The 17,948-nt window shown below is 66.1% G+C and carries 17 protein-coding genes; 11 read left to right on the forward strand and 6 right to left on the reverse strand.

The genetic code is table 11. The annotated features are described in order from the left end of the window. Positions 1–126: 126 nt before the first annotated feature. Genes AWJ14_RS02045 through AWJ14_RS02060 form a run of 4 tightly spaced genes read left to right on the forward strand, consistent with a single transcriptional unit; the run spans position 127 to position 6,517 of the window. Positions 127–1,152, forward strand: a complete 1,026-nt coding sequence (locus AWJ14_RS02045) for a quaternary amine ABC transporter ATP-binding protein (RefSeq protein WP_066174233.1) — start codon at positions 127–129, stop codon at positions 1,150–1,152. 2 nt (positions 1,153–1,154) lie between these two features. Then, positions 1,155–3,179: an ABC transporter permease gene (locus AWJ14_RS02050; protein ID WP_066174237.1), complete on the forward strand. Its 2,025-nt coding sequence runs from the start codon at positions 1,155–1,157 to the stop codon at positions 3,177–3,179. A gap of 3 nt (positions 3,180–3,182) precedes the next feature. Further along, on the forward strand, positions 3,183–4,079 hold the full coding sequence (locus AWJ14_RS02055) for a choline/ethanolamine kinase family protein (protein WP_066174242.1): 897 nt from the start codon (positions 3,183–3,185) through the stop codon (positions 4,077–4,079). Beyond that, positions 4,076–6,517 carry a GcvT family protein gene (locus AWJ14_RS02060; protein ID WP_066174246.1) on the forward strand — a complete coding sequence of 814 codons (2,442 nt, stop codon included), beginning with the start codon at positions 4,076–4,078 and terminating at the stop codon, positions 6,515–6,517. Before AWJ14_RS02055 ends, AWJ14_RS02060 begins: the two co-directional genes overlap by 4 nt. Before the next feature lie 11 nt (positions 6,518–6,528). On the opposite strand, the gene AWJ14_RS02065 is transcribed toward AWJ14_RS02060, so the two are convergent. Beyond that, on the reverse strand, positions 6,529–7,161 hold the full coding sequence (locus tag AWJ14_RS02065) for a class I SAM-dependent DNA methyltransferase (protein WP_066174248.1): 633 nt from the start codon (positions 7,159–7,161) through the stop codon (positions 6,529–6,531). A gap of 103 nt (positions 7,162–7,264) precedes the next feature. On the opposite strand from AWJ14_RS02065, the gene AWJ14_RS02070 reads away from it, so the two are divergent. After that, complete coding sequence (locus AWJ14_RS02070; RefSeq protein WP_066174813.1) at positions 7,265–8,176, forward strand: phosphotransferase family protein; 912 nt, start codon at positions 7,265–7,267, stop codon at positions 8,174–8,176. A 33-nt stretch (positions 8,177–8,209) separates the two neighbouring features. Further along, a complete protein-coding gene (locus AWJ14_RS02075; RefSeq protein WP_066174251.1) occupies positions 8,210–8,917 on the forward strand; it encodes a type 1 glutamine amidotransferase in 708 nt (235 codons plus the stop codon). A 76-nt stretch (positions 8,918–8,993) separates the two neighbouring features. Here AWJ14_RS02075 and AWJ14_RS02080 read toward each other — a convergent pair whose 3' ends face one another. The 5 genes from AWJ14_RS02080 to AWJ14_RS02100 are packed head-to-tail and all read right to left on the reverse strand — an operon-like array spanning position 8,994 to position 12,813. Beyond that, a complete protein-coding gene (locus AWJ14_RS02080) occupies positions 8,994–10,250 on the reverse strand; it encodes an ABC transporter substrate-binding protein (RefSeq protein ID WP_245304092.1) in 1,257 nt (418 codons plus the stop codon). A gap of 37 nt (positions 10,251–10,287) precedes the next feature. Continuing rightward, positions 10,288–10,695, reverse strand: a complete 408-nt coding sequence (locus tag AWJ14_RS02085) for a DUF4440 domain-containing protein (protein ID WP_066174254.1) — start codon at positions 10,693–10,695, stop codon at positions 10,288–10,290. A 3-nt stretch (positions 10,696–10,698) separates the two neighbouring features. After that, positions 10,699–11,748: an aldo/keto reductase gene (locus AWJ14_RS02090; protein ID WP_066174257.1), complete on the reverse strand. Its 1,050-nt coding sequence runs from the start codon at positions 11,746–11,748 to the stop codon at positions 10,699–10,701. After that, positions 11,735–12,091, reverse strand: a complete 357-nt coding sequence (locus AWJ14_RS02095; protein WP_066174260.1) for a TIGR04076 family protein — start codon at positions 12,089–12,091, stop codon at positions 11,735–11,737. The genes AWJ14_RS02090 and AWJ14_RS02095 overlap by 14 nt, the downstream gene beginning before the upstream one ends. After that, complete coding sequence (locus AWJ14_RS02100; RefSeq protein WP_066174263.1) at positions 12,088–12,813, reverse strand: GntR family transcriptional regulator; 726 nt, start codon at positions 12,811–12,813, stop codon at positions 12,088–12,090. The genes AWJ14_RS02095 and AWJ14_RS02100 overlap by 4 nt, the downstream gene beginning before the upstream one ends. 84 nt (positions 12,814–12,897) lie before the next feature. Between AWJ14_RS02100 and AWJ14_RS02105 the strand changes: the two genes are divergently transcribed. From AWJ14_RS02105 to AWJ14_RS02125, 5 genes are read left to right on the forward strand one after another with little or no spacing between them, the layout of a single operon-like run. After that, the gene (locus AWJ14_RS02105; protein WP_342587235.1) at positions 12,898–13,692 is read left to right on the forward strand and encodes an ABC transporter ATP-binding protein; all 795 of its coding nucleotides are present in this window, start codon (positions 12,898–12,900) and stop codon (positions 13,690–13,692) included. After that, positions 13,689–14,420 (forward strand): ABC transporter ATP-binding protein, encoded by a 732-nt coding sequence (locus AWJ14_RS02110; RefSeq protein ID WP_066174266.1) that lies wholly within the window; start codon positions 13,689–13,691, stop codon positions 14,418–14,420. Before AWJ14_RS02105 ends, AWJ14_RS02110 begins: the two co-directional genes overlap by 4 nt. After that, positions 14,417–15,331 (forward strand): branched-chain amino acid ABC transporter permease, encoded by a 915-nt coding sequence (locus tag AWJ14_RS02115; RefSeq protein WP_066174269.1) that lies wholly within the window; start codon positions 14,417–14,419, stop codon positions 15,329–15,331. Before AWJ14_RS02110 ends, AWJ14_RS02115 begins: the two co-directional genes overlap by 4 nt. Next, on the forward strand, positions 15,332–16,291 hold the full coding sequence (locus tag AWJ14_RS02120) for a branched-chain amino acid ABC transporter permease (RefSeq protein ID WP_066174271.1): 960 nt from the start codon (positions 15,332–15,334) through the stop codon (positions 16,289–16,291). A gap of 4 nt (positions 16,292–16,295) precedes the next feature. After that, positions 16,296–17,768, forward strand: coding sequence for an aldo/keto reductase (locus tag AWJ14_RS02125; protein ID WP_066174274.1), 1,473 nt, complete (start codon positions 16,296–16,298; stop codon positions 17,766–17,768). Positions 17,769–17,948 lie beyond the last annotated feature (180 nt).

The raw sequence follows: 17,948 nt of genomic DNA on the forward strand, positions 1-17,948 counted from the left end.
GTCCGGACTGGCGCGGCCGGAAGACCATCCGGCCTTCAAGCTGCCGCCTGCACGATCAGGTGCCCGAGCGCCGTTCGGGCAGCGATTGATCCACCGCCCTTTCCTTCGTCTCCGATCGAGTTGTCCATGACCTCTGCCGAAGCCAAACTCGTCTGCCGCAATGTGTGGAAACTGTTCGGTCCGGGCGCCGCCGAATTGCTGGCGCAGCACAACGGCCATCCCGGCGCCGACGCCATTGCCGAGGCCGGCCTTGTCGGCGCGGTGCGCCAGGTCGATCTCGACGTCAATGAGGGCGAGATCTTCGTCATCATGGGCCTGTCCGGATCGGGCAAGTCGACGCTGGTCCGGCTGATGTCGCGGCTGATCGAGCCGTCGGGCGGCGACGTGCTGTTCAAGGGCGAGAACCTGCTCAAGGCCTCTCAGGCCCGCATGATCGAGATCCGCCGCCACCAGATGGGCATGGTGTTCCAGCATTTCGCGCTGTTGCCGCATCTCACCGTTCTCGACAATGTCGCGTTCCCTCTCGACATCCAGGGCATGGCGCGCGCGCCACGGGAAGCCCGCGCCCGCGAGATGATCGAGCTCGTCGGCCTCGCGGGCAAGGAGGGCGCTTTCCCGCGCCAGCTCTCGGGCGGCCAGCAGCAGCGCGTGGGCATCGCCCGTTCGCTCGCGGTCGAACCGGAGATCTGGTTCCTCGACGAACCCTTCTCCGCGCTCGATCCGCTGATCCGCCGCGAGATGCAGGACGAGTTCATGCGGCTGCAGACGGTGCTGCACAAGACCATCGTCTTCATCACCCATGATTTCGACGAGGCCATTCGCCTGGCCGATCGGATCGCCATCATGAAGGACGGCGAGATCGTCCAGGCCGGCACGCCCGAAGAGATCGTGCTCACGCCCGCCACCTCCTATGTGGCCGAGTTCACCCGCAATGTCGCCCGCGCCAAGGTGATCCGCGCGCAGAGCCTGATGGTCGCCGACACCACGCCCGATCCTGACGGTCCGAGCGTGTCGGCGCGCAGCAACATCGCCCAGGCAGCACCGCTGTTTCTCGATGGCGTCGCCCACATCGCCGTGACCGATGACGCCACCGGCGCAGTCATCGGCCGCCTCGACCGCGAGGCCGTCGTCTCGCTGATGCTGCAGGGCTGAGAATGGCGACACCCCGGCCTCCCGCGCTCGACGCCACAGGTTTTCAGGCCCCGTCGCAGGGCCTGAAGCTTCCCTATGCGTGGATCGTTGCCGTCACCGCTTTCGTGGTCCTCTGGCTCTACGGCGAGCCGATTGCAAAATCTGCCTTCGACTACCCCAAGGCCTATACCGTGCCGCTCGCCAAGTGGATCAGCGCGGCGATGAAGTGGCTGCTCAACGACGCAAGCTTCGGCCTGTTCTCGTTCACCGAGCTGACGCGCTTCATCTCGGCGGTTCTCGACGTCCCCTACACCATCGCCGCCAGCCTGCTCTCCACCGGCGTGCTCGAAGGCAGCGGCTCCTCGGCAATCCAGATCCTGCCGCCCTTGTCCTGGGTGGCGGTGATCGGGCTTGCGATGCTGCTCGGCCACTGGCTCGGCGGCATGCGGCTTGCGCTGCTTGCCGGCGGCTGCTTCCTGTTTCTAGCCGTCTTCGGGCAGTGGAGCAGCGCCATGATCACGCTCGCCTCGATCCTGGTGGCAGCCCCGCTCGGCGTCGGGCTCGGCCTGCTGTTCGGGGTGGCCGCCTGGCGCTGGCGCTGGCTGGAACGCGCGATCACGCCCATCCTCGACCTGATGCAAACCATTCCCGTGTTCGCCTATCTGGTGCCGGTGCTGTTCCTGTTCGGTTTCGGCCCCACGGCGGCCGTGATTGCCACACTGATCTTTGCCACGCCGCCTATGACGCGCATTGCCATCCTTGCGCTTCGTGCGGTTCCCGGAGAGATCACCGATCTCGGCCACATGGTCGGCTGCACCGACCGGCAGATGACCTGGCGGGTGATGGTGCCCGCCGCGCGCGAGAGCCTGATGGTGGGCATGAACCAGGTGATCATGCTCTCGCTCAACATGGTCATCATCGCCTCGATGATCGGCGCCGGCGGCCTGGGGTTTGACGTGCTGGCGGCGCTCAGGCGGCTCGATTTCGGCGCAGGCCTCGAAGCCGGCTTCGCCATCGTCGCGCTCGCCATCGCGCTCGACCGGCTGAGCCAGGCGGCGGCCGACAAGCTCTCGATGCCCTCGCCCGAGCCGCGGACGCAAAGCGCCTTCGCGCGTCATCCCTATCTGGTCGCCGGCGCAGCGCTCGTGATCGGCACCACGCTGCTGGGCTTCGTGGTGCCGGGCATCCACACCTATCCCGAGACGCTCGAGCTTTCGACCGGCACGTTCTGGTCCGAGGTCGTCGCCTGGATCAACGTCAACTATTTCGACACGCTCGAAGCCATCAAGAACGCGATGCTGCTCAATGTGCTGATCCCGTTCAAGCGGCTGCTCGGCTCATTGCCCTGGTTCGGGGTCACCGCCTTCCTCGCCTTTGCGGGCTACCGCCTGGGCGGCATCCGGCTGGCGTTGCTCACCGCCGCCCTGTCGCTGTTCATTGCCGCCACCGGACAGTGGGAAAAGGCGATGATCACCGTCTATCTGTGCGGCATCTCGGCGGTGCTGGCCTCGCTGATCGGCGTGCCGATCGGCATTGTCGCGGCCACCCGCGACCGGCTCTGGTCCTGGGTGCAGGTCGCCATCGACACGCTGCAGACGCTGCCGAGCTTCGTCTACCTGATGCCGGCGGTCATGCTGTTCCGGGTCGGCGATTTCACGGCCATGATCGCGGTCGTGGCCTTCGCGGTGGCACCCGCGATCCGCTACACCGCGCTCGGCATCCGCCGGGTCGACCCGAGGCTGATCGAGGCCGGGCGCGCCATGGGCTGCACCGAGTGGCAGATCCTGACCCGCATCCGGCTCAAGCTCGCGCTGCCCGAAATCATGCTGGGCCTCAACCAGACCATCATGTTCGCGCTGTCGATGCTGGTGATCACCGCACTGGTCGGCACCCGCGATCTCGGCCAGGAAGTCTATATCGCGCTCACCAAGGCCGACACCGGCCGCGGACTGGTGGCGGGCCTGTCAATCGCCGCCATCGCCATCATCGCCGACCGGCTGATCTCCGCCGGCGCCATCCACGCCAAACGCCGCCTGGGCCTGGAGTAACCCATGACCGACCAAGCGTCGCCCGACCGCATCCGCGCCCTGCCCTGCTTCTCCGGCCCGATCGAGATCGCGCCGCTGAGCGGCGGCCTGAGCAACGAGAGCTGGCTGGTGACGGACAGCGCAGGCCGGCATGTGGTGCGCATGGGCCGCGACTTTCCGTTCCACCATGTCGACCGCGCCCGCGAGCTGATGACCGCCCGCGCTGCCCAAGAGGCAGGCTTCGCCCCGCGCGTCGAATATGCCGAGCCGGGCATCATGGTCTCGGCCTTTCTCGATGCCAAAACCTTTGAGGCCGCCGATGTGCGGGCCAATGCCGAGCGCATCGGCAAGCTGATCCGTGATTTCCACGCGGTGATGCCGCGCCATGTGGCTGGCGCAGGCTTCATGTTCTGGGTGTTTCACGTCATCCGCGACTATGCCCGCACGCTGCGCGACGGGGGTTCGCGCATGACTGAGCGCCTGCCTGCATGGCTCGCGCTGTCGGACCGGCTCGAAGCCGCGCAATGCCCGCTGCCGATCGTGTTCGGCCACAACGACCTGCTGCCCGCCAATTTCCTCGATGACGGCAAGCGGCTGTGGCTCATCGATTTCGAATATGCGGGATTCTCCACTGCCATGTTCGACATCGCCGGCACCGCGGCCAATGCCGAAATGAGTTCAGACGAAGCCGCCCACCTCCTCGAGGCGACCCTCGGCACCCGAGCCGAGCCAGCGGTTACCCGCGCGCTTCACGCCATGCAGTGCGCGGCGCTCCTGCGCGAGACGCTCTGGAGCCTGGTGTCCGAACTTCACCTTGACGCGCCCGGCGTCGACTACCGGGCCTACACCGCCGAGAACCTCGCCCGCCTGGACGCGGCGCTCGACACCTACCATTCGACCTATGGAAAGACCTCTCCATGACCCTTCCCGACAGAGCCCAGATCGTCGTCATCGGCGGCGGCATCATCGGTTGTTCGACGGCCTATCACCTTGCCCGCGACCACAAGGCCGATGTGATCCTGCTCGAACAGGGCAAGCTCACCTCCGGCTCGACCTGGCATGCCGCAGGCCTCGTGGGCCAGTTGCGCTCCTCGGCCTCGATCACCAAGGTGCTCAAATACTCGGTCGATCTCTACAAGCGCCTGGACCAGGAAACGGGGCTCGAGACCGGCTGGAAGATGTCGGGCTGCCTCCGGCTTGCCACCAACCAGGACCGCTGGCTCGAATACCGCAGGCTTGCGACCACCGCGCAAAGCTTCGGGATGGAGATGCACCTTCTGTCTCCGCAGGAAGCCAAGGCCATGTTCCCGCTGATGCAGGTCGACGATCTGGTGGGCGCCAGCTGGCTGCCCACCGACGGGCAGGCGAGCCCCTCCGACATCACCCAGTCGCTCGCCAAGGGCGCGCGCATGCATGGCGCGCGGATCGTCGAGAATGTCCGCGTCACCGGCTTCGACATCGAGCAGGGGCGCATCAAGGCGGTCAGGACCAGCCTCGGCGACATCGCCTGCGAGAAGGTGGTCAACTGCGCCGGCCAGTGGGCGCGCCAGGTTGGCGAGATGGCCGGCATCAACGTGCCGCTGCAGCCGGTCAAGCACCAGTATGTCATCACCGAACCGATCGAGGGCCTGTCGCCCGACGCACCGACCATCCGCGACCCCGACCGCCGCACCTATTTCAAGGAAGAGGTCGGCGGCCTGAGCTTCGGCGGCTATGAGCCAGACCCGCAGGGCTGGACCATGGGCGACGTGCCGAACCAATGGGAATTCCAGCTGTTCGACGACGACTACGACCATTTCGAACAGCACATGATGCAGGCGATCGAGCGCGTGCCAGCGCTCGGCTCCGTCGGCGTCAAGCAGATGATCAACGGGCCGGAGAGCTTCACCCCGGACGGCAACTTCATCCTCGGCGCGGCGCCGGAATGCTCCAACATGTATGTGGGCGCCGGCTTCAACGCCTTCGGCATCGCCGCCGGCGGCGGCGCCGGCTGGGTGCTCGCGCAATGGGTGATCGATGGCGAGGCACCGCTCGATCTCTGGGTGGTCGACATCCGCCGCTTCTCCGAGATGCACCGCGACCGGCAATGGGTCAACGACCGCACGCTCGAAGCCTATGGCAAGCACTACGCCATCGGCTTTCCGCATGTCGAATACGAGTCCGGCCGGCCCCGGATCGTCTCGCCGCTCTACGAGCGGCTCAAGGCGCACCGCGCCGTGTTCGGCTCAAAGCTCGGCTGGGAGCGGCCGAACTGGTTCGCGCCCGAAGGCATGGAGCCACGCGACATTCCCACCATGGGCAAGCCGAACTGGTTCGATGCGGTCGGCGACGAGCACCGCCATGTGCGCGAGAAGGTGGGCGTGTTCGACCAGTCCTCCTTCGCCAAATATGAGGTGAGCGGCGCCGACGCGCTTGGCACGCTCAACCGGATCTGCGCCAACGACGTGACCAAGCCGGCTGGGCGGCTCACCTATACGCAGTTGCTCAACACCCGCGGTGGCATCGAGGCCGACCTCACCGTGGCGCGGCTGTCGGACGACCGCTTTTACATCGTCACCGGCACCGGCTTCCGCACCCATGATCTCGCCTGGATCCGCGAACATGTGCCCGCGGGCGCCGATGTCCGGATCGATGACATCACCGAAGACTGCGGCACGCTGTCGCTGATGGGCCCGCATGCCCGCGACGTGCTCGCGGCGGTCACTTCCGCGGATGTCTCCAACGCCGCCTTCCCCTTCGGCCATGTCCGCGAGATCGACATCGCCGGCGCCACCGTACGGGCGCTGCGCGTGACTTATGTCGGCGAACTCGGCTGGGAGCTGCATATCCCGATCGCGGCCATCGGCGAGGTGTTCGACGCGCTGATGCAGGCCGGCAAGCCCTGGCAGATCCGCCCGATCGGCTACCGCGCTCTGGAATCGCTGAGACTCGAGAAGGGCTACCGCGCCTGGGGCTCCGACATCACCCCCAACGACACGCCGCACGAGGCAGGCCTCGGCTGGGCGGTCAAGCGCAACTCCAATTCGGGCTTCATCGGCGAAAAGGCGCTCGCCGCCGTGTCGGGGCAGCCGCTCGCCAAGCGCTTTGCGGGCTTCACCATCGACGATCCCGACGCGCTTCTGGTCGGCCGCGAAACCATTTTGCGCAATGGGGAACCGGTGGGCTACCTGACCTCCGGCGGTTACGGCTACACCATCGGCAAGAGCATCGGCTATGGCTATGTCCGCAACGCCGAAGGGGTATCGACCGAATTCCTGGAAGAGGGCGACTACGAGCTGGTGGTCGCGGCCGAACGCATCCCCGCGAAGATCGGACTGAAACCGTTCTACGATCCGGCCAATGCCAGGGTGAAGGCCTGAGGCTTAGGGCCTCAGGCGACTGTCAGCGCGATGCAGCGGCTCGGCGTGGTGCCTTCCTCGCCGGGCATCGACACATAGGGGCCGGTGTCGTCGACGAGCGCGCAGACCCCTTCGGTCTCAAGATCGGCAATGCGCGCGCGAAAACTCTGCTGCCACAGCACATCCTTGACGGTGAGCACGATGGTGCCGCCGGGCACGCAAATGCGCAGCAGATCGTCGAGCCCTTCTGTGCCGACATGGCCGGTGGTGAACACGCCGGCCGAGACGATTGCGACAAAGTGGTTATCATCGAACGGCAGCCGCGTGCCGAGCGCCGCCTGGTGCAGGCTGCGATACACGCCCTTGCGCCGGGCCACCTCCAGCATGCCGGCGGAGATATCGAGCGCATCGACCTCGTTGTAGCCGGCAATCGCCAGCCATTCGCCGATCAGGCCGGTGCCGGCGCCGGCGTCGAGCACGGGCGCCGCGCCCTTGGGCACATGACGGGCGAAAATGGCGAGGCTTATCGCCGGATGCCGGTATCCGGCAAGCGACATGTCCGCATCGTATTTCTCCGCCCAGGAGTCATAGGCACGCGCAACATCCTCGGAACTTCTTGCCGTATACACTGCTCCGAGCCGCGCCGTCTTGTCGTGTTCTGCCATCGGAGCTCCATTGACCTTGCTTTGGCTGTTAGCATAGCCTTTTCAATGGCTTTGTGAAACAGTGCCGCAAACCTTCGAACAGAAAAAAGGGAGCCGCATCACCATGCCAGACGAAATCGAAGCCCGCCTTCGCGAAAGCCTTTCGGGCATTCCCGGACTGGCGGGCTACACCGGCCCGGTCGAGAGACTGGGAGGACTGACCAATCTCGTCTTCCGCGTCGGCGACACCTGCGTGCGCCTGCCGGGCGCGGGCACCGAGGAATACATCAACCGCGCCCACGAGGCCGAAGCCGCACGCGCCGCGGCCGATGCCGGGGTCAGCCCCGACCTGATCCATGTCGACCCCGACAGCGGCATCATGGCGACGAAATTCATCGAGGGCGCTCTCACCATGACGCCCGAAGGCTTCCGCGCCGATATCGGCTCGGTCCGGCGCGCAGGCGAGGCCTTCCGGCAGTTGCACACGTCCGGTGCGATCTTTCCTTTCACCTTCGAGCTGTTCGCCATGATCGACGAGTATCTCGGCATCCTGTCGACCAAGCACGTGGCCCTGCCCGACGGCTATCACGACGTGGTCGCCGAGGCGCAGACGGTGCGCGAAGCGCTTGCCCGCCATCCGGTCGAGCTCGTTGCCTGCCATTGCGATCCGCTGTGCGAGAATTTTCTCGACACCGGCGAGCGCATCTTCATCGTCGACTGGGAGTATTCCGGCATGAACGATCCGATGTGGGATCTGGGCGATCTCTCGGTCGAGGGCGGATTCGGCGCCGAGGAGGACCGTGTCCTGCTCGAAGCCTATTTCGGAAACGTGCCGGCCGTCACGGACCGCGCCCGGATGGTGATCTACAAGGCCATGTGCGACCTTTTGTGGACCCTGTGGGGGCTGATTCAGCTTGCCAACGGCAATCCGGCGGATGATTTTCGCGCCTATGCCGACGGCCGCTTTGCCCGGTGCAGGACCCTGATGGCGAGCGACGAGTTCGGCGCCGCGCTCAAGACCCTGCAATCCGCCTGAGCCCCCGTCGCCTAACCCATGCAGGACAGGCCCATGCGCATTCTCGTGATCCAGCATTCGGACAAGGAACATGCCGGCGCGTTCCGGGCGCTGTTCGCGCGCGACGGCCACGAGATCGTCACCTGCACCGCGCCCGACGCGATCGGCGATGCGGATTTGGACGGAATCGACGGGCTCTGGGTTCTGGGCGGCCCGATGCAGGTCTGGCAGAGCGATGAGCTGCCGTGGCTGGCGCGGGAAATCGAGCTGATCCGCCATGCGGTGATCGACCGGCGCATGCCCTATTTCGGCATCTGCCTGGGGCACCAGTTGCTCGCGCATGCGCTCGGCGGAACGGTCAGTCAGGCAACTGAATCAGAAGTCGGCCTGTGGCATGTCGACAAGTGCGGAAACCCACCGCTGCTCACAGGCGTCGGCGAAAGGTTCCCGTGCTTTCAGTGGCACAGTGCCGAGATCAGCCGCCTGCCGGAGGGGGCGGACGTGCTCGCCGCTTCGCCCCGCTGCGGCATCCAGGCCATGCAATGGGGACCGCAGGTGGCCTCGGTCCAGTTCCATGCCGAGATGGATGCCGCCACGCTCCGAGACTGGTACGAGATCGAGGATTGCGAGGCCGCGCTTCGCCGCGAGATCGGGGACGAGCCCGTCGACCGGATCTTCGATGACATGGCGGCGCTACATGCCGAACTCTCGGCACTGCAGGCAAGCCTTTATTCCAACTGGATCGCCGGAATTCCGCGATGAAACGGCAAAGGGGCGCCGGCCGGGCGCCCCTTCCCACTGTTGCGACAGGGATCGCAGCCAGCCCTGGGTGGCGGGGCTACTTGATCGAGTCCTTGACCTCGGCGACGGCTTCGGCGGTCATTTCGCCGGCGGTGACGACTTCGCCGCCCTTGATCTGCCACAGCCGGAACGGACCGGAAATGTCACCATATTGGTCGAAGGACACGTTGCCGATCACGCCCTGATAGTTGACCGGCTTGCCCTCGGCGATCAGCGCCAGCGCCTTCTTGAACTGTTCCGGCCCGGCATGGATCACCTCGCCTTCGGGATCGACCACCGAGCGGATCGCATCGCGGATCGCGTCCGCTTCGGCCTTGCCTGCCTTGGCGACGGCCAGGCCGACGATTGCGCCCGCGTCATAGGAGCGGTCGGCCGCCGGTGCCGACGGCGCGATGCCGCCCGAGAAGGCTTCGTAATTGGCGTAGAAATATTTGGTCGATTCCGTCTCGGTCGTACCCGACGACGTGCCATAGGCGCCTTCGAGATAGTCTCCGCCCACGGCTTCGATGAAGTCCGACGAGTTCATGCCGTCGTTGAGCAGGAACTTCTGCGGCCCGCCCTGGCTGATCCAGGCGCGCGCGATGGTGGCGCCATCGACCGGATAGCTGATCAGGTAAAGCGCTTCCGGCGCGCCGTCCATCGCCGCGGTCACTTCGGCCGAGTAGTTCGGCTGGTTCTCGTTGTAGGGCGTGGCCGAGGTTATTTCGCCGCCGAGCGCCTCGTAGGACGCGGTGAACTCGCGCATCATGTTGAGGCCGAAATCATTGTTGACGTGAATGATCGCGAGCTTCTTCAAGCCGGAATCGATCGCGTATTTCGCCGCCGCGATCCCCTGCAGCGCGTCCGACGTGATGGTGCGGAAGAAATAGCCGCCGGTCTTGCCATCACGGCTGAGTTGCGTGAGCGTCGGGCTCGACGAGGCGGGCGAGACCTGCACCACGCCCGCAGGCGCGGTGACCGAGGTCAGGATCGGGATCGACACCGAGGAGATGATGCCGCCGATCACCACCGGCACATTCTTGATGTTGACGAGCTGGGTGGCCTGGTCGACCGCGACGTTGCCCTGGCTCTGGCTGTCGCGCGTGTCGGTCACAAGCTGGCAGCCGAGCACGCCACCGGCCTCGTTGATGTCGCGGAAGGCCATTTCCACCGACTTGGCGCCGGCCTGGCCATAGGCGCCGGCGGGACCCGTGAGTTCCATCACCATGCCGATGGTGATGTCGCAGGCCTGCGCGCCGAGAGCCGAGGCGCACAGAAGGGCCATCGCAAGGCCGGATTTCCTGATCATGTTCATGCGCGTTCTCCTTGTTATGGGGCCTCTCTCGCCCGCTTTATGCACCGGGTATCCATGTTTCCTGCAGCTGCCGCCAGACCACCCCTTCGGGCGCGTCCGCATCGGCGCTGAAGACGGCTGACGAGCGGCGGGCGGATTTCTCGCCATCGATCACCTGATGCTCGTCGTAAATCACGATCACGGTGTCTTCAGCGACCATCCGCGCCGACACCAGATCCACACGAATGCTGAAATCGTGGGGGCGCTTGCCCCGCGCGGCGCGGATCATCGCGCAAATCTCCGCCTGGCCGATCGTGCTGGCGTCGGGCTCGATCATCACCATGTCGGGCGCAAAGGCCCTGAGCGACGTGTCCAGCTCGGCTTCGCTGGCGCGGCCCGTGAACCATTCGACAAAGAACGCGTGGCGATTGACGACTTCAGCCTCGGCACGCGCGATCAGGTCCACGGCTCAGTGCCCTTCCGTGTTGAGATTGTATTTCATCACCGCGCCATGCTTGCCGGTGCGGTCGCGCTCGAGCGTGTAGATGTCGCCGGGCACCGGATTGGCGCGAGAAAGCACCGCATCGATCGCGGCAAAATCCTCGGTACTCAGCGCGATCTCCGGAATGGCGAGATTGCGCTCGAGGTGATTGCGGTTGCGCGCGCCGACGATCACTGCTGCCACGCCCGGCCGCTCAAGGATGGCACGGCTGGCAATCGAGGCGATGTCAGAGGTGTGACGGGCGGCGATCCCGGCAAGCGCGGACAGCAGGTCCTGGAACAGCGCCCAGCCGCCGAATTCGTCGACGATCAGCTTGTATTTGGTGAGCGACCGGTTCTCGAACGGGGCCTCGGGCTCCGGCGCGCCGAGCCAGCGCTCGGAGAACAGCCCGCCGGCAACCGATCCGTAGCACAACAGGCTCACCCCCGCTGCCATCGCCGCTTCCACCATCGCGCGCGACGGCCGGTCGTCGATCAGCGAATACTGCACCTGCATCGAGACCAGCGGCACACCGGCATCGAGGATGCGGCTCATCTGCACCGTGTCGAAATTGGTGCCGCCGATATTGGCGATCTTTCCCTCGCGCCTCAAATCGGCAAGCCAAGTGGCGACCTCGACCTGCCGGTCGATCTCGTAATCCCACCAGTGGAACTGCACGAGGTTCAACTGCTCGAGCCCCAACCGCGACAGCGAGGTTTCGATCCCCTTGGCCACGTCCGCCTTGCTGAGGGTCGCGAGATTGCCAAGATCCGGCACGAATTTGGTATGCACCTTGATCTTCGACAGCGCTTCAGTGCCGCGCAGTCTGCCGTATTCGGCGCGGAATTCGCCGATCAACGCCTCGACGCCGGTGTAGATGTCGGCGCAGTCGAAAGTGGTGATGCCGGCATCGGCAAAGGCGATCATGTCCTCGATGCCGGTGCGGCGATCGATCTCCCCGTGGCCGCCGGCAAGCTGCCAGCCACCCTTGATGACGCGGGAAATCCGGTGGCCGGGCGCCAGGTCATAAGTTTGCATCAGTGTCTCCAAGCGGCACCGCCGTGGTGTCGGAATGGTTGAAACGGCGGAGCTTCGTGCGGGTAATCTTGAGCCGCGACGGGCAGTTCGGGTCCGGGCAGGCGATTTCGGCGTCCGTCGACATCCAGTCGTTGGGATGGGTCGGCCTCTGCTTGGCCGCAAGCAGCGGCAGCACCGAGGCAAGCGAATAGATCGAGATCCCCTGGCCGGGCGGCAGATGCAGCATCTCGCCACGCAGTTCGAAATAGTCGCCGGGCTTGGCGCCGCACCAGATCCTGGCCCCTTCCGGCGCCACCACCTCGACCTTCAGGTCCCAAAGCTCGAAGCTCTCGTCGCCGCTCATGCTGCACCTCCATTGTCCGTGTCCCAGACGGCCGGGTCCGCCCGTTCGAGGATGGCGAAGGCCTGGTTGATGTCGGCCTTGAGCTCGCGCACCGCCCATTCCTTGTCGCCCGCCGCGATCGCCGAGAGGATGCCGCGGTGGTGCAGCGTCGCCGCCGAGTCCGTCAGCGGACGGTGCAGCTTCGCCGCGGCGCGGACATAGGGGCCGGCCTGCATCCACAGGCTTTCGATCACCGGCATCAACACCGACGAGCCCGCCGCCTGGTAGAGATGGAAGTGAAAGGCATGGTTGAGCGAGGCGATGTCGCCGCTCTCTCGGGTTTCCTCATATTCCACAGTCAGCGCTTCGAGCCGTTCGATATCCGCCGGCGTCAGCATGTCCATCGCCCGCGCGGCCAGTTCGCCTTCGATCAGCGAGCGTGCCTGGGCAATGTCTCGGGCCCGTTCGAGCGTCAGCAGCGGCACCCGCACCCGCCGGTTCGGCATGGCTTCGAGCGCGCGTTCCGAGACAAGCCGCGCCAGCGCCTCGCGCACGGGCATGGAACTCACAGACATTCTTTGCGCCACGTCACCGGCGAGAAAGATCTCGCCGGCTTCGAAGCGGCAACGGATCAGCGCGTCGCGCAACTGCCTGTAAATGCGGTCCTGCACCGTCTCCCGGCCGACAGGCGCGAGCCGGTCGAGGCCGGGTCCGTCCATCGGAGAAGAGGTCTGCACGTTCATTTTGCCGCTGCCCGCCCTGTCTGGTCGGACTTTACTTTAGGCATCAAGCGTGATCCTGTAAATGATGAATGATAGTTGATCAACTTGGCCGAAACGATGTCGACCTCCAGCCAGCCCCCGATCCTCACAGCCGACAGCCTCACAAAGTCGTTCGGCGGCTTCCGCGCGGTCAATGACATCTCGCTCACCCTCGGTGCCCGCGAAATTCTCGGCGTTATCGGCCCCAACGGCGCGGGCAAATCCACCCTTTTCAACCTTTTGGCAGGAGCAATTCCGCTCGATGCGGGCCGGATCGGCCTCGATGGCGTTGATCTGAGCCACGCCCGCCCGGAGGCCCGCATTCGCGCAGGCCTCGGGCGCACCTTCCAGATCCCGCGGCCGTTCGCGCGCATGACGGTTCTCGAAAACGTCATGGCCTCGGCCCAGGGCCAGCGCGGCGAGCGTCTGTTGCCGGCCCTCATCGCCCCGCGCCGGGTCGCCGAGCAGGAACGCGCCAATGCCGTGCGCGCGCGCGAGATCCTGGATTTCGTGGCGCTGTCGCATCTCGAGGACCAACCGGCCTCGGTGCTCTCGGGCGGGCAGCGCAAGCTCCTCGAACTCGCCCGGGTGCTGATGGCCGAGCCGCGCGTGATCCTGCTCGACGAACCGGCAGCCGGCGTCAATCCCGCGCTGCTGGACATGATCATCGACCGGATCATCGCCATCAACCAGCTCGGCATCGCCGTGCTGCTGATCGAGCACAACATGGAAATGATAGCCCGGCTGTGCCCGCGCGTGATCGTCATGGCGGCCGGCAAGGCGCTGGCCGAGGGCGCGCCCTCCGAGGTCACCAAGCGCGCCGACGTGATCGACGTCTATCTCGAAGGCATGCCGGCATGACCACGCTTGCGCTCCGCGACCTGAAAGCCGGCTACGACCGCGACCTGCCGATTGTCAAGGGCGTGAGCTTCGAGGTCGAAGAGGGCGAGTGCCTCTGCATCCTCGGTCCCAACGGCGCCGGCAAGTCGACCATGATCAAGGCGGTGGCGGGTCTGGTCCCCACCTTCGGCGGCACGGTGCATCTCAACGGCGCCGACATCACCGGCCTTGCCTCGCACCAACTGGTGCGCAAGGGCATGGGCTTCGTGCCGCAGACCGAAAACATCTTCACGAGCCTCACCATTCTTGAAAACCTGCAGATCGCCGCGCAGTTGCTGCCGGCAGCCGAGCGAGCCAACCGGATTGCCGCGATGTTCGACATGTTCCCCGATCTCGGCAGCCGCCCGCGTACGGAGGCCGGCGCGCTGTCGGGCGGCCAGCGGCAGATGCTGGCCGCGGCGCGTGCGCTGCTGACGGAGCCCAAGGTGCTCATTCTCGACGAACCCTCCGCGGGCCTCTCGCCGAAACTTGTGGGCCAGGTGTTCGACACGCTCCGGCGCATTTCCGCCGCCGGCGTGACGCTGGTGCTGGTCGAGCAGAATGTGCGGGCGGCGCTCGCCCTGACCGAGCGCGCTTTGGTTCTGGTCGACGGCCGTCTCGCCCATGACGGGCCGGCGGATGACTTGCACGACGGCAAGCTGCTGGGCGAGCTGTTTCTCGGCCACCGCAGCGCGGAGGCCAGCGCATGAACCCGCAGGCCCTGATCGACGGCCTCGTGGCCGGCTCCACCATCGGGCTCGGCGCCATCGGCCTGACGCTCACCTATTCGATCCTCCGCTTCGCGAACTTCACCCATGGCGATTTCCTGGCCTGGGGCGCCTATCTGACGCTCACCGTCGCGGGCGTGCTCGGCGGACTCGCGGCCGGGCTCGGCGCGCCGGTCTATCCGTTCAGCTTCGGCTGGGGCCTGCCGCTCGCCATGCTCGGCGGCGTTTGCCTCACGATCGTGCTTGCGCTCGGTCTCGACCGGGTGTTGTTCGGACGCCTGCGGGCACGCGGTGCCGACACCATCATCATCGTCATGGCGAGCTTCGGCGCCTCGATGGCGCTGCGCTCGCTTCTGGAATTCATCTTCACGGCGAAACCCGTCTATTTCACCAAGGCGCTGCAGATCGCCAATCCGCTGGGTTTCGGCATGCGCGCCACGCCCGACCAGCTTTTGGTGATCGGCCTGACGCTTCTGCTGGTGGTGGCGCTGCATCTCATCGTCACGTTCAGCGCGACCGGCCGCGCCATGCGCGCGGTGGCCGAAAACCCGAGCCTCGCCGGCGTCTACGGCATCGATGTGGCACGCGTTGTCCGCGTAACCTGGATCATCGGCGCGGGCATGGCCTGCATCGCCGGCGTGATGGCCGGCCTGCTCGTCCAGATCCGACCCTATATGGGCTTCGACCTGCTGCTGCCGCTGTTCGCCGCCGCCATTCTCGGCGGCATCGGCTCGATCCCGGGCGCGATGATCGGAGGCCTTGTCATCGGCCTCGCGGAGGCCTTCGCGGTCCAGATCGTCGGCGCCGAATGGCGTGCGGCCGTGGCCTTCGTCATTCTGGTGTTGGTGCTGATGCTGCGGCCGCAGGGCATTTTCGGTCGGAAGGGCGCGTAGATGGAACTCCTTGCCTATGCCGCCTTCTTTCTCACCATCGCGCTCACCTATGCGATCATGTGCCTGGGGCTCAATGTGCAATGGGGCCAGACCGGGCTCTTCAATGTCGGCGTCGCGGGCTTCGTCGGCCTGGGCGCCTATGTCTCGGCGGCGCTGACGACCCCGGACGCGGCCGAGCGCATCGGCGGCTTCGGCCTGCCGATCGCTGTCGGCTGGATCGCGGCGATGGCAGCCGGCGGCGTGCTGGCGCTGGCCGTCGGCCTCCTGACCCTGCGGATGCGCTCGGATTATCTGGCGATCACCACCTTCGGCATCGCGGTGGCGCTGCAGCTCGTGTTCCAGAACGCCGAGGTTCTCACCGGCGGCGCCTTCGGCATGGCCTTCATCCCGCGGCCCTTTGCCGGATTGCAGGGGCAGTCCTTCGCCTTCAACATGGTCAATCTGGCGCTGACGGCGGCCGTCGTCGCGGGTGTCTACCTGCTGCTCGAACACCTGTTGCGCAGCCCCTGGGGCCGTGCGCTCCGCGCGGTGCGCGAGGACGAGATCGCGGCCCAGGCGCTCGGCAAGAACCCGGTTCTTTTGCGCATCCAGGCCTTCGCGCTCGGCGGCGCGATCATGGCGCTCGCAGGCGCGGTGCAGGCCCATTTCATCGGCTTCATCGCACCGGGCAACTACCTGCCGATGATGACCTTCCAGGTCTGGGCCATGCTGATCGTCGGCGGCTCGGGCAACAATCGCGGCGCGGTTCTTGGCGCGGTGCTGGTCTGGGCGATCTGGGCCCTGTCGGGCGCGGCGATCTCCGAGATCTTCCCCGCCGCACAGCAGGCGCGCGCCGCCTCGCTGCAGATCGTCATCATCGGCGTGATGCTCTGCATCATTCTTCTCTGGCGGCCACAGGGCATCCTGCCCGAGGTCCGCTCCGTCTCGCGCCATCTGGGCATTCGCAACAAGGACAGTTGATTCCATGAAACCTGAACGAAAGAACCTCACTCCCACCCTTTCGATCAGCCGCGTTCTCACGGGCCTCTGGCAGGTTGCCGACCAGGAAAAGGACGGCGTTTTGCTCGATCGCGCTGCCGGCGCCAAATCCCTGGCCGAATATGTCGAGGATGGGTTCGACACCTTCGACATGGCCGACCACTACGGCACCTCGGAACTCATCACGGGTGAGTTGCTGCGCACCCATAAAGGCGCGCCGCGCCCGCTCGCCTTCACCAAATGGTGCCCCGAACCCGGGCCGATGACGGAGGACGTGGTGCGCGCGGGCATCCAGGAACGGCTCGACCGCCTCGGCGTCGACCGGATCGATCTTCTCCAGTTCCACTGGTGGAGCTTCGAACATCCCGCCTGGATCGATGCGCTGCACGAGATCAGGAAGCTCAAGGACGAGGGCCTGATCGGCGAGATCGGGGTCACCAATTTCGATGCTGCGCATCTGAACCTGGCTCTGGCCGAAGGCATTCCGCTGGTCTCCAATCAGATCTCGTTCTCGCTGATCGACCGCCGCGCCGCGGGCCATCTTGCGGAGACCTGCCGCAAGCACGATGTGCAGCTTCTCTGCTACGGCACACTCTGCGGCGGCTTCCTGTCGGCGCGCTGGCTCGGCAAGCCCGAACCCGATGCGGTGGGCGACTGGAGCGGCGCCAAATATCTGCGCTTCATCCATGCAGCCGGCGGCTGGGACGCCTATCAGGGCATCCTGCGCGCGGCCGATACGATCGGCCGCAAGCATGGTGTGTCGATCTCCAATGTGGCCACGCGCTGGGTGCTGGAGCACGAGCATGTGGCAGGTGTCATCATCGGCGCGCGGCTTGGCGAAAACCAGCACCGCGCGGACAATCTCAAGCTCTTCGCCTTCGCGCTCGACGCCGAAGACCACGCGCTGCTCGACGAGGCCTTCGCCGCGACCAAGCCGCTGCCGGGCGATTGCGGCGACGAATACCGCCAGCCGCCGTTCCTCACCGCCTCGGGGGATCTCAGCCACCACCTGGCCGAAATGCCGAGCGCGATGACGGCGGTCCAGGACCCCGATAACCCCAACCGTTCGCGGGTGTTCTCCGGCTCGCGCTGGGAGCCGATCGCCGGCTATTGCCGCGCGGTGCGCGACGGTGACCGGATCCTGGTGTCGGGCACCACCGCCACCCACGGCGTCGACCAGACCATCGCGCTCGGCGATGCCGGCGCGCAGACCACCTATATCCTCGACAAGATCGCAGCCGCCGTGCGCGCGCTTGGCGGCGACCCGAAGGATATCCTGCGCACGCGCCTTTATCTGCGCGGCGAGGAAGACATCGAACCCGCCTCCCGCGCCCACGGCATGCGCTTTGCCGCCAACCCGCCGGCCAACACCGCGTTTCTGGTCGGCAACCTGATCGGCGATTTCCGCGTGGAAATCGAAGCCGAGGCGGTGGTCAGCACGGCCCGCGGGAGACGGTGAACCGCGCCCCGCAAGCCCGGTTTCTGCGGCCGCCCCATGGCGGCCGGGAAGCCGGAGCGGGTCTGCGGCAGTCTCGCGCGTTTCGAACGCGATCCGCCTGACGGGCGGAGGCGCGCCCGAGATTTGATGAGCGAGCGGTACCGGCAAGCTTCGCATCAGGCCAACAGAACGGCTATGCTC

The sequence above is a fragment of the Parahoeflea olei genome (assembly GCF_001703635.1).
Lineage (GTDB): Bacteria > Pseudomonadota > Alphaproteobacteria > Rhizobiales > Rhizobiaceae > Hoeflea > Hoeflea olei.

What these genes read in the sequence shown, in the direction of transcription:
- AWJ14_RS02075 (WP_066174251.1), top strand. Translation starts at nt 8,210, where the DNA reads ATGCGCATTCTCGTGATCCAGCATTCGGACAAGGAACATGCCGGCGCG.
- AWJ14_RS02100 (WP_066174263.1), bottom strand. Translation starts at nt 12,813, where the DNA reads ATGAACGTGCAGACCTCTTCTCCGATGGACGGACCCGGCCTCGACCGG.
- AWJ14_RS02060 (WP_066174246.1), top strand. Translation starts at nt 4,076, where the DNA reads ATGACCCTTCCCGACAGAGCCCAGATCGTCGTCATCGGCGGCGGCATC.
- AWJ14_RS02110 (WP_066174266.1), top strand. Translation starts at nt 13,689, where the DNA reads ATGACCACGCTTGCGCTCCGCGACCTGAAAGCCGGCTACGACCGCGAC.
- AWJ14_RS02065 (WP_066174248.1), bottom strand. Translation starts at nt 7,161, where the DNA reads ATGGCAGAACACGACAAGACGGCGCGGCTCGGAGCAGTGTATACGGCA.
- AWJ14_RS02055 (WP_066174242.1), top strand. Translation starts at nt 3,183, where the DNA reads ATGACCGACCAAGCGTCGCCCGACCGCATCCGCGCCCTGCCCTGCTTC.
- AWJ14_RS02125 (WP_066174274.1), top strand. Translation starts at nt 16,296, where the DNA reads ATGAAACCTGAACGAAAGAACCTCACTCCCACCCTTTCGATCAGCCGC.
- AWJ14_RS02120 (WP_066174271.1), top strand. Translation starts at nt 15,332, where the DNA reads ATGGAACTCCTTGCCTATGCCGCCTTCTTTCTCACCATCGCGCTCACC.
- AWJ14_RS02050 (WP_066174237.1), top strand. Translation starts at nt 1,155, where the DNA reads ATGGCGACACCCCGGCCTCCCGCGCTCGACGCCACAGGTTTTCAGGCC.
- AWJ14_RS02045 (WP_066174233.1), top strand. Translation starts at nt 127, where the DNA reads ATGACCTCTGCCGAAGCCAAACTCGTCTGCCGCAATGTGTGGAAACTG.
- AWJ14_RS02070 (WP_066174813.1), top strand. Translation starts at nt 7,265, where the DNA reads ATGCCAGACGAAATCGAAGCCCGCCTTCGCGAAAGCCTTTCGGGCATT.
- AWJ14_RS02080 (WP_245304092.1), bottom strand. Translation starts at nt 10,250, where the DNA reads ATGAACATGATCAGGAAATCCGGCCTTGCGATGGCCCTTCTGTGCGCC.
- AWJ14_RS02115 (WP_066174269.1), top strand. Translation starts at nt 14,417, where the DNA reads ATGAACCCGCAGGCCCTGATCGACGGCCTCGTGGCCGGCTCCACCATC.
- AWJ14_RS02090 (WP_066174257.1), bottom strand. Translation starts at nt 11,748, where the DNA reads ATGCAAACTTATGACCTGGCGCCCGGCCACCGGATTTCCCGCGTCATC.
- AWJ14_RS02095 (WP_066174260.1), bottom strand. Translation starts at nt 12,091, where the DNA reads ATGAGCGGCGACGAGAGCTTCGAGCTTTGGGACCTGAAGGTCGAGGTG.